Consider the following 10703-nt stretch of genomic DNA (forward strand, 5'->3'; position numbering starts at 1 on the left):
TGAGTTTTGTGTTTATAGGCACCATGCATTACGCAACGTCGTGTTGCAATCGCATTTGCGTCGCCTTCCGTGGCGGCGCATGCCTATAAACATCAAAACTCATTTTTATTTCACTAGGGCTCACTCCAATTCACCCGGGTATCCTTTAGATGAGAAGTACATATACAATCGTTTTTGTGTGTCCGCCAACGATAAACCTTTTTTTCAAAATTGTACAGGCATTCAAAAGACACATGTCAATCAGTATGCGTGCTTTTGCATATATGAAAACCAAAATATTCTTGCAAAGTGAAGGGCGTACCGGGACCATGGGGCGAGGATGTCAGGCAATACATGCTGTGAATGGTAATCGCGCGGAAAGAGGATTGTAGATGCGAACGGAGTCTGATACAATTTAAGCAAATTGTGTTGGAAAGGATTGAATGAAATATAGATGCAGACAATAAAATTGTATGACCAGGATGCATATCTGAAAGAATTTGAGGCACAAATAACCGCATGTGAACAGACAGAAAACGGTTATCGCCTTCAGCTGGACCGGACTGCTTTTTTCCCGGAAGAGGGCGGTCAGACAGCGGATCGGGGATTCATTGTCATAGAGGGCAGCAAGGTGAAAATCCCGATTGCGGATGTGCAGATTCAAAAAGATGAAGCAACCGGCGAGGAGCAGATCATTCATTTGATTGCGGGAGTACCGGAAACTGTAAAACTTGCAAATGGGATGAACATCAAGGGCGAGATTGACTGGGCACATCGATTCTCGAATATGCAGCAGCATACGGGAGAACATATTTTTTCCGGGATTATGAATCGGGATTATGGATTTGAAAATGTCGGATTTCACCTGAGTGATCAGATTGTTACGATGGATTTTGATGGGATACTGACACAGGAACAGTTAGACCGGGCAGAAGATGAAGTGAATGCAGCCATCGCAGCAAATGTGCCGGTGACGGCATATTACCCGACACCGGAGGAACTGCGGAATCTGTCCTACCGGAGCAAGAAGGAAATCGATGGAGACATCCGCATTGTCACGGTTGAGGGATTTGATATTTGTGCCTGCTGTGCGCCACATGTGAGCAGAACCGGTGAAATCGGCGGATTTAAAATCATGAATATGCAAAGCCACAGGGGTGGCATGCGCATCAGCTTTTTGTGCGGAAAGCGCGCATTATACGCATTTCGAGAGCAGATGAATATTCTCAACGAACTCGTGGAGCTGATGTCGACCAATGCGCATCAGATTGCCGATAATATTACGAAATTAAAGAATGAACTCTCTGCAACAAAGGGACAATTGGGTGATGCAAACCGCAAATTGCTCCTGCAGCAGATCGAAGAGGTTCCAGATGGACAGACCAATGTGATTTTGTTTACAGAGGGAATCGAGGGAAAGGCATTGCGTGATACGGTCAATCTGATGATGGAAAGACATGACGGAGTAGCTGCATTATTCTCGCAAAGCAAAGATGGATATCGATTCATCATTGGATCGAAAACCGTGGATTGCCGGGAAGTCGCGAAACAGATGAAAGAAAAGATTGGTGCACAGGGCGGAGGCAGTCCGCAGATGGTACAGGGATCGGTGCAAGCCAAAGAAGCACAGATTCGGGATCTATTGGAGCATTTTGGGGAAAATCAGGAAAGTGAGTAAACCATGGAGAGAAGGATTTTAAAGAACAAATGGTATTTGTATTTGACGGAGTTTTTTGCGGGCATGTCCGTCATGGCAGTGGAACTGGGCGCAAGCAGACTGTTGGCGCCGTATTTCAGTTCTTCGCAGATTGTCTGGACAATCATCATCGGAACCATTATGATTGCGATGGCACTGGGCAATTTGTATGGAGGCAAAAAAGCGGATAAGGATCCCAATCCGGACAAATTATATGGTCGTATCCTGATTGCGGCAATCTGGATTGCAGCAATCCCGGTGGTGGGAAAATATCTGATCATCGGTATTTCGGGGCTACTGATTTTTGCGGTAAACAGTAATTTTCTTGTGATAGCGGGGTTTGTCGCCTGCATGATTATTTTTGTTTTCCCGCTCTTTTTGCTGGGAACGGTCACACCGTCTCTTGTGAAATTTACGGTGGACAGTCTTGATGACAGTGGCAGCATTGTGGGCAAGCTCAATGCATCCAACACCATTGGAAGCATCATTGGTACCTTTGTGCCGACATTTATCAGTATTCCGGCGGTGGGAACAAGTGTATCATTTTTGATTTTTGCGGGCATCCTGCTATTATTGTGTGCAGTCTATTTTGTGAGCAATGCAGGAAATTTTTTCAAGGCCGGGAAGGTATCGGTTAGTCTGGTTCTCTTTCTTATCTGTTGCATTCTCGGCCATGATAACAGCTTTGCTTTCTGGCAGTCGAATCTGACTTATGAGGGAGAATCCATTTACAATTATCTACAGGTATATGAAGATGACAAGGATGTTGTATTGTCGACGAATGTTCTGTTTGGAGTACAGTCTGTTTATCGCAAGGAAAAGGGATTGACAGGCATGTATTATGATTATGCGATGGCGGCGCCTTTCATGGCTGGCGTGCATGAAAAACCACAGCTGGATATTCTGATCCTCGGAAATGGAACCGGTACATTTGCGACGCAGTGCATGCGGTATTTTGACAATCCGAATATCGAAGGGGTTGAGATTGATGAAAAGATTACAGAACTTGCGGAACAATATTTTGAATTGCCGAAGTCTGTGCATGTGACCTGTTATGACGGGCGTGCATATTTGAATGCAATCGATCGCAAATATGATGTGATTATGGTGGATGCCTATCAGGATATCACGATTCCTTTTCAGATGTCTTCGGTGGAATTCTTTGAACTGGTGCGCGCACATCTGACGGACGATGGCGTGATGGTGGTCAATATGAATATGCGCGGCAAAGAGGAGGGAAATATCAACCAGTATCTGGCAGATACCATCTCGCATGCCTTTTCGGAAATCTATACGGTGGATGTACAGTCTTCGACGAACCGTGAACTGTTTGCGTCCAACAATCCAAAGATGATGGAGCGATTCTCATCCAATGTTGTGCAGGAGACAAATGATGAGCTTTCGCAGATGATGCAGCTTCTGTCGGAGAATCTGTCAGCATATCATCCGGGCAATTATTGTATGACCGATGACCGGGCACCGGTGGAACTGCTTGGCATGAAGGTCATCGATGATTTGATTATGGATGAAGTGACATATTATCGCGGAATTTATGAAGAGGGCGGATTATCGGCAATTTTTGATTTGTTTTTGTGATTCGTGCCTTGCACCAATGTGAAAAAACTGATATGATTGCTATGTTCCGGAACAGACAATAGAATAGAGACAATCGAAGGTGCCGCTGACTATCACAGGCCGATGCAGGATTTGTGGTAGGGCCAACGGGTAAAAGGGAAGCAGGTGAGAGGCCTGCATGATCTCGTCACTGTGATTGCATCGCGGATACCACATGCCACTGGGCAACCGGGAAGGCGGTATTGGCAAAATGGCATAAGTCAGGAAACCTGCCTTTGATTGGGTACATATGATCACGAGGAATTGATCGTGCCGTTACGGAAAAGGTGAAGACCTTTTATTTTGTGTGCCTATAATCTATTTGGAATATGGGCTTTTTTTGTGCCCATATTGTAAAAAAGTATTATTAGGAGAAATGATCATGAAAAAGAAAACAGTATTATTACTTGTTGCTGCGCTTTGTATCACCATGACTGCCGGTTGTGGCGCAGGAGATGCAAATACGCAGAAAACAGCGACAGAAAACAAGACGGAATCAACAGAGTCTGCTAAATCCGAAGATCAGAAAGCTGCGGATGCTGTAGCTGCTTTGATTGATGCGATCTATGTGCAGGAGCGCACGGATGAGACAGATGCACAGTGTGAGGCTGCAAAGAAGGCATGGGATGCTTTGACGGATGCGCAGAAAGAACTGGTGGAAGGCCAGTATGCAGATCCGGATTATTTTGGCAGAGACACCGGGGATGCGTCTCTTGACGATCCGCTTAACCAGGATGAAATCGGAGACAACGAAATTCTGGTTGTAAGCTTTGGAACTTCTTTTAATGACAGCCGCGCAAAAGATATCGGCGGAATTGAGAAGGCAATCGCAAAAGCTTATCCGGACTGGTCTGTCCGCAGAGCATTTACCGCACAGATTATCATCAATCATGTGCAGGCGCGCGATGGAGAAAAGATTGACAATATGCAGCAGGCATTGGAACGCGCAGTGGCAAATCATGTGAAGAATCTTGTCGTTCAGCCGACCCATCTGATGCATGGTGCAGAATATGATGAAATGTCGGAACTGGTTGAGCAGTATCGCGACAAATTTGAATCTGTGAAGATTTCTGAGCCGTTGCTTGGCGAAGTTGGAGCAACAGGAGAAGACACAAACAAAGATAAAGAGGCAGTTGCAAAGGCAATTATCGGCGCTGCATCCGAAGAGAACACAAAGCTGTCTGATGATGAAGTGGCATTTGTATTTATGGGACATGGAACCAGCCATCAGGCAAAGGTTACCTATACACAGATGCAGACACAGGTGACTGCACTTGGATACAAGAATGTATTTATCGGAACCGTAGAAGGGGAACCGGAGGAGACTTCCTGCGAAAATATCATCGCAAAGCTGAAGGAGGCCGGATACAAAAATGTGGTTCTTCGTCCGCTTATGGTAGTTGCGGGAGATCATGCAAACAATGACATGGCAGGAGATGATGAGGATTCATGGAAGTCTATGTTTACAGCATCCAATGCCTTTGACGATATTCAGACACAGATTTCCGGTTTGGGCTCCATCGAAGCAGTTCAGCAGATTTATGTATCACATATTGCTGATGCAATAAAGTAAATAGTAATTTTAGAGGTAGAAACATATTATGAAAAAATTTATGAACCGTAGCTTGTTGATTGCATTTTTGCTTTTGGCAATCGCATCGACATCAATTCTGACCGGATGCAAAAAAGAAGAGCAGAAAGAAATTTTATCACAATCAACGCAGCAGGATTCGGAACTTGCCGAGACGGAAACACTTGATCTCGAAGATGGTGTATATACCGTAGAATTTACGACCGACAACAAGATGTTTCACATCAATGATGTATATGAGAACAAGGCACAGTTGACCGTGAAAGATGGAAAGGGAACAGTTCATATTGTTCTGCCTTCCAAGAATATTGTAAACCTGTTCTATGGTCTGGCAGAGGATGCGCAAAAAGATGGCGCAAAGCTTTTGAATCCGACAGAAGAAACGGTGACATATGAGGATGGTTCTACTGAAAATGTAAATGCATTTGATATTCCGGTTCCGGTTCTGGATGAGGAATTCGATGTTGCCTTATTAGGCAAAAAGGGCGTTTGGTATGATCATAAGGTGACAGTTTCTGCTCCGATTGAGGAGAAGGGTTTAGATGCGCTTGAAGATGGCGAATATAAGATTGCGGTGACACTTGAGGGTGGCTCAGGGAAAGCAACCATCGATTCACCGGCAAAACTGGTTGTAAGCAAGGGGTCCTATGTGCTTACTGTAGCATGGAGCAGTCCGCATTATGATTATATGATTGTTGCAGATACCAAATATGAGCCGGTCAATACAGACGGCAATTCGGTATTTGAAATCCCGGTGGCATCTCTGGACGAACCGTTGCAGGTGATTGCAGATACGGTCGCTATGAGTAAGCCACACGAAATTGAATATGTGATTCGATTTGATTTGGCTTCACTGGAGAAGTAAGAATTATCACCCGCAACTTTTGTTGCGGGTATATTCGTTTTGAGGAAAGATGAAAAGAAAAATAATATTTCATGTGTTATTGCTTTGCCTCCTGCTGTTGACGGCATGCGGACAGCAGATGACACAGACAAACGAACAGAAAATACAAAAGACCGGCAGCATGGAACTTGAATATGCAAACCAGTTTCAGGTCGATTATTATGAGGGCGGATATGCGCATATCATGATTGAAGATGGCAATGATTATGTCCTGATTCCGGAGAATGCAAAAGATACGGATTTGGGATTTGCGGATGCAACTTTGCTTCATGCACCGCTTGATTCGGTCTATCTTGCGGCCACTGCAGCGATGGATTTGTTTCGACAATTGGATGCACTCGATGCAATCAAAGCCTGCAGTACCAAGGCGCAGGATTATGAAATTCCGGAGGCGCGGGAACGGATTGAGAAGAATCAGATTCTTTATGTCGGCAAATACAGCGCACCGGAATATGAGATGCTTCTGGGCATGGATTGCAGGCTGGCAGTCGAATCGACGATGATTTATCACGCGCCGAAGGTCAAAGAACAGCTGGAGGAACTGGGCATTCCGGTTCTGGTCGAACGCTCTAGTTACGAATCACATCCGCTCGGTCGACTGGAATGGATCAAGCTATATGGACTGCTGATGGGCAAGCAGGATGAGGCAGAGCACTTCTTTGATGCGCAGGCAAATGCGGTCCGGGATTTGACGAAACAACTGGAAGAACAAAAAGACACGGATTCACATCCGAAGGTGGTCGTGTTTTATGTGTCTTCCAACGGATATCTGAATGTCAGAAAGCCGGGAGACTATCTGACAAAGATGATTGCAATTGCCGGCGGAGAGTATGCGCTGGCCGGCTTGGAGATTGATGAGGAAAATGCGCTTTCCACAATCAATATTACGTGGGAAGATTTTTATAAAGAGGCCGTGGATGCGGACATTCTGGTATATAATGGAACCATTGACGGCGGTGTGAAGGACCTGGATGATTTGATTTCAAAAAATGCATTGTTTGCGGATTTTCGTGCAGTCAGACAAGGACAGGTTTATTGCACGAATATGAATATGTTTCAGGAAACAGGTAAAATCGCGGAAGTGATACAGGACTTTCATCATATCATTGAGGGGAATGACAGTGGATGTTCCTATTTGAAAAAGCTCCGCTGAAAAAGGCAGGAAAATATTGAAAAGAAGATTTTTGATTACAAATATCATATTGATTGCTGCGATGTTTTTGCTGATCGGAATAAATTTATATGTCGGCTCGGCAAAAATATCGCCGGCGCGTCTCCTTGCGGTTTTGTCCGGTAGCGAAAGAGATTCCGTGATTGGAAAAATCATCTGGGAAATTCGCATGCCGCGCATCTTTGCGGCTGTTTTCCTCGGCGGGGCGCTTGCATTGTCGGGATATCTTTTGCAACGGTTTTTCGGCAATCCGATTGCAGGTCCGTTTGTGCTTGGAATTTCTTCCGGTGCGAAGCTGATGGTTGCGGCGCTGATGGTGCTGGCCAGCAGCTATGGATTTGGATTACACTCTTCGATGATGGTTCTGGCATCGCTGATCGGCGCCGGAATCGCAACGGTATTTGTCATTCTTGCGGCACGACGCGTGCGTAATATGTCGATTCTGATTGTATGCGGTGTCATGATCGGATATATCGCGTCGGCAATTACGGAACTGATGGTCAGTTTTGCGGCAGACTCAAACATTGTGAATCTGCACAACTGGGCGCTTGGCAGCTTCTCGGGAATCAGCTGGCAAAATGTCCGAAGCTTTGTCCCGATTGTGGTGGTGGCAGCAATCGCTACCCGGCTGATGGCAAAAAATATCGAGGCCTATTCATATGGGGAAGCCTACGCGATGAGTCTCGGAATGAATGTAAAAGCATTTCGTATTTGTCTGATTCTGGTTTCATCCATATTATCTGCTACGGTAACGGCATTTGCCGGACCGATTTCCTTTGTGGGAATCGCGACCGCACATGTGATTCGAATTTTGTATCGCACGGACAAGCCAAAGATCCTGATCCCCGGAATCTTTATGGGAGGCGCGGTTTTTTGCCTGCTTTCCGATTTGCTGGCGCGCGCATTGTTTGCACCGATGGAACTGAGTATCAGCACCATTACGGCAATCTTTGGGGCACCGGTTGTGATTTCGATGTTGATGAGAAAGAAGAAGGAGGCGTAGGCAATGTCAAAGGTAATAGAAACCAAAGAACTGACGGTTGGATATGACAGACAGCCTTTGATCTCCGATGTGAAGGTCGCAGTGCGCCCGGGAAATATCGTAACTTTGATCGGGCCAAACGGCGCGGGAAAATCCACCATCTTAAAAACAATTGCGGGAATGCTGCCACCCGTTGCAGGACAGGTATTTCTTGATGGCAGGGATTTTGAGATGACAAAACCAAATGAGCGCGCAAAATGCATTTCTGTGATGCTGACTGGGCGCACCAACCATGAATATACAACCTGCTATGATGTGGTTGCGGTCGGCCGCTATCCGTATACAGATCTGGGCGGACATTTGACTGATACAGACCGTGCGATGATTGATGATGCCTTTGCCCTGGTGCATGCCGACGAATTAAAAGAAGCAGATTATGCAAAAATCAGTGACGGGCAAAGACAGCGCGTCCTTTTGGCACGCGCATTGGTACAGAATCCGGATGTCCTGATTCTCGACGAGCCGACCACTTTTTTGGATATCGGATACAAACTGGAATTTGCGATGCTTTTAAAAAAGCTTGCAAAGGAAAAACAGATTGGAATTCTGGTCTCATTGCATGAACTCGAGCTGGCAAAAGCAGTATCGGATACGGTGGTTTGCATTACAAAAGACAGAACCATCGATCGGATTGGCAATCCGGAGGAAATATTTGAGCCGACCTATCTGGAACAGCTCTTTTCGATTGAACCGGGATTACTTCATCAGATTTATCACATTTGATGTTTGCTTTGACTAACTTTTGCGCTATAATAGACAGGAATGATTCTTATAAAGAAAGGATATAGTAGAGATGTCAGAAACTGTAAAAGAAAGAAAAGATGTCGAAGACAAATACAAATGGGATTTGTCGACACTTTATGCAAATGATGAAGCCTGGGAGGCTGATTATGCTTCTGTCAAAGCATTGCTTGATCAGGCAAAAGAATACGAAGGAACTTTGAAGGATGCCAAGAGCATTCGCAAATTCTTTGATTATCAGGTGAAACTGGAGCGCAAGGTTTCCAATTTCTATAATTATGCCAGCCTGCGTCTGACCGAGGATACCAGAGATTCCAAGGCACAGACCATGGATGCAAAAGTAAATCTGGTGATTGCTGAATATATGCAGGCACTTTCATTCGCAGATCCGGAAATTTTATCACTGGATGATGCGACACTTGCAGAAGTGGTAAAAGCACCGGAATTGGAGCCGTTTGCTTTCCGCATGCAAAAATTGATGGACGAAAAGCCACATGTGCTTTCCGCAGAAAATGAAGCATTGCTTGCTGCATTTACGGAAGTCCTTCAGGCACCGGACAAGATTTCCGAAAATCTTCAGGATGCAGATTTGAAATTTGATGATGTGACCGATTCGGAGGGAAATGTTCATCAGCTGACACAGGCTAATTTCATTCTGCTTCAGCACAGCAAGGACCGTGTCCTTCGCGAAAATGCATTCCGCAGTTATTACAAGGGATATCGTGATCATATCAATACCTTCTCCGCAGCTTATAATGGATGTGTAAAAGGCTCGGTAGCGGAAGCCCAGGTACGTCACTATGAGAATTCCCGTGCAATGCATCTGGCACATGAGCATGTACCGGCATCGGTATATGATGGACTGGTGGACAGCGTGCACAAATTTATGCCATTGATGTATCGCTATGTGGCATTGCGCAAAAAGATTCTGGGTGTGGATGAATTACATTATTATGATCTCTATACCCCGTTGACCAGTGGCAGCAACAAGTCTTATACCTATGAAGAAGCACAGCAGATGGTATTGGATGCCGTACAGCCGCTTGGAAAAGAATATGTAGCCCGCGTACAGCAGGCATATGATGATCGCTGGATCGATGCAATGCCAAACCAGGGTAAGCGCGGCGGTGCTTTCTCATCCGGAACTTATGATTCCAATCCGTTTATCCTGACCAGCTTTACCGGAACACTCGACAGCGTGTCGACATTGGCACATGAGATGGGACATTCTCAGCACACCTGGCTTTCCAATCATACACAGGAACCACAGAATGCAGATTATACACTGTTCGTGGCTGAGGTTGCATCCACTGTCAACGAAAATCTCCTGGTAGAGCAGCTGCTCGCAAAGACCACCGACCCGATGGAGAGACTGGCTTTATTGAACCAGTATCTCGAAGGATTCAAGGGAACCGTTTATCGCCAGACCATGTTCGCGGAATTCGAACGCGAAGCACATGCAATGGCAGAGCGTGGAGAGGCTTTGACACAGGCTTCTTTGAATGCATTATATAAGAAACTGATCGAAGATTACTTTGGACCGGAACTGGTGATTGATGACGAAGTACAATATGAGTGGGCGCGTATTCCGCATTTCTACAGACCATTCTATGTATTCAAGTATGCAACCAGTTATTCCGCAGCAGTGGCACTCTCTGAGGCTGTATTAAATGACGGAGAGGAAGCTGTAAAGCGTTATCTGGAATTCCTTTCCATGGGCGGAAGCGCATATCCAATCGACGAATTAAAGCATGCAGGTGTTGACTTTACCAGCCCTGAACCGGTTGATCGCGCTTTGGAAAAATTCGGACGTATTCTTGATGATGCAGAAGCAACTTATGAGAAACTGCAAAACAAATAAAATACCGGAAACAAAAAAGCAATCAAAAAAGGAACCATGCACGGTGAGGTGACCCCAAAAAGTTAGACTTTTTAAGCGTAGCAGTTTTTGGCTGCTACGCTTTT

At 45.4% G+C, this 10703-nt stretch carries 8 protein-coding genes and 1 riboswitch; all 8 genes read left to right on the forward strand.

Annotated features, from left to right (window positions below; all coding sequences use genetic code 11):
* The first annotated feature begins 433 nt into the window (after positions 1-433).
* The 8 genes from CSX02_RS05680 (at position 434) to pepF (ending at position 10599) form a co-directional block, all read left to right on the forward strand.
* Positions 434-1657, forward strand: a complete 1224-nt coding sequence (locus CSX02_RS05680; RefSeq protein WP_099385956.1) for an alanyl-tRNA editing protein — start codon at positions 434-436, stop codon at positions 1655-1657.
* A gap of 3 nt (positions 1658-1660) precedes the next feature.
* Entirely contained in the window at positions 1661-3271 is a 1611-nt protein-coding gene (locus CSX02_RS05685; RefSeq protein ID WP_099385957.1) for a spermidine synthase, read from the forward strand.
* A 90-nt stretch (positions 3272-3361) separates the two neighbouring features.
* Positions 3362-3541, forward strand: a riboswitch (cobalamin riboswitch).
* 130 nt (positions 3542-3671) lie between these two features.
* A complete protein-coding gene (locus CSX02_RS05690; protein WP_099385958.1) occupies positions 3672-4862 on the forward strand; it encodes a sirohydrochlorin cobaltochelatase in 1191 nt (396 codons plus the stop codon).
* Positions 4863-4890: 28 nt separating this feature from the next.
* On the forward strand, positions 4891-5745 hold the full coding sequence (locus CSX02_RS05695; protein ID WP_081826640.1) for an iron transporter: 855 nt from the start codon (positions 4891-4893) through the stop codon (positions 5743-5745).
* A 49-nt stretch (positions 5746-5794) separates the two neighbouring features.
* Complete coding sequence (locus CSX02_RS05700) at positions 5795-6937, forward strand: ABC transporter substrate-binding protein (protein WP_099385959.1); 1143 nt, start codon at positions 5795-5797, stop codon at positions 6935-6937.
* 13 nt (positions 6938-6950) lie between these two features.
* On the forward strand, positions 6951-7958 hold the full coding sequence (locus CSX02_RS05705; protein ID WP_408607272.1) for a FecCD family ABC transporter permease: 1008 nt from the start codon (positions 6951-6953) through the stop codon (positions 7956-7958).
* Positions 7959-7961: 3 nt separating this feature from the next.
* Entirely contained in the window at positions 7962-8720 is a 759-nt protein-coding gene (locus tag CSX02_RS05710) for an ABC transporter ATP-binding protein (RefSeq protein ID WP_099385961.1), read from the forward strand.
* Positions 8721-8790: 70 nt separating this feature from the next.
* Positions 8791-10599 (forward strand): oligoendopeptidase F, encoded by a 1809-nt coding sequence (gene pepF, locus CSX02_RS05715; RefSeq protein WP_031542289.1) that lies wholly within the window; start codon positions 8791-8793, stop codon positions 10597-10599.
* Positions 10600-10703 lie beyond the last annotated feature (104 nt).

It is taken from the genome of Agathobacter ruminis (assembly GCF_002735305.1).
Classification (GTDB): Bacteria; Bacillota; Clostridia; order Lachnospirales; family Lachnospiraceae; genus Roseburia; species Roseburia ruminis.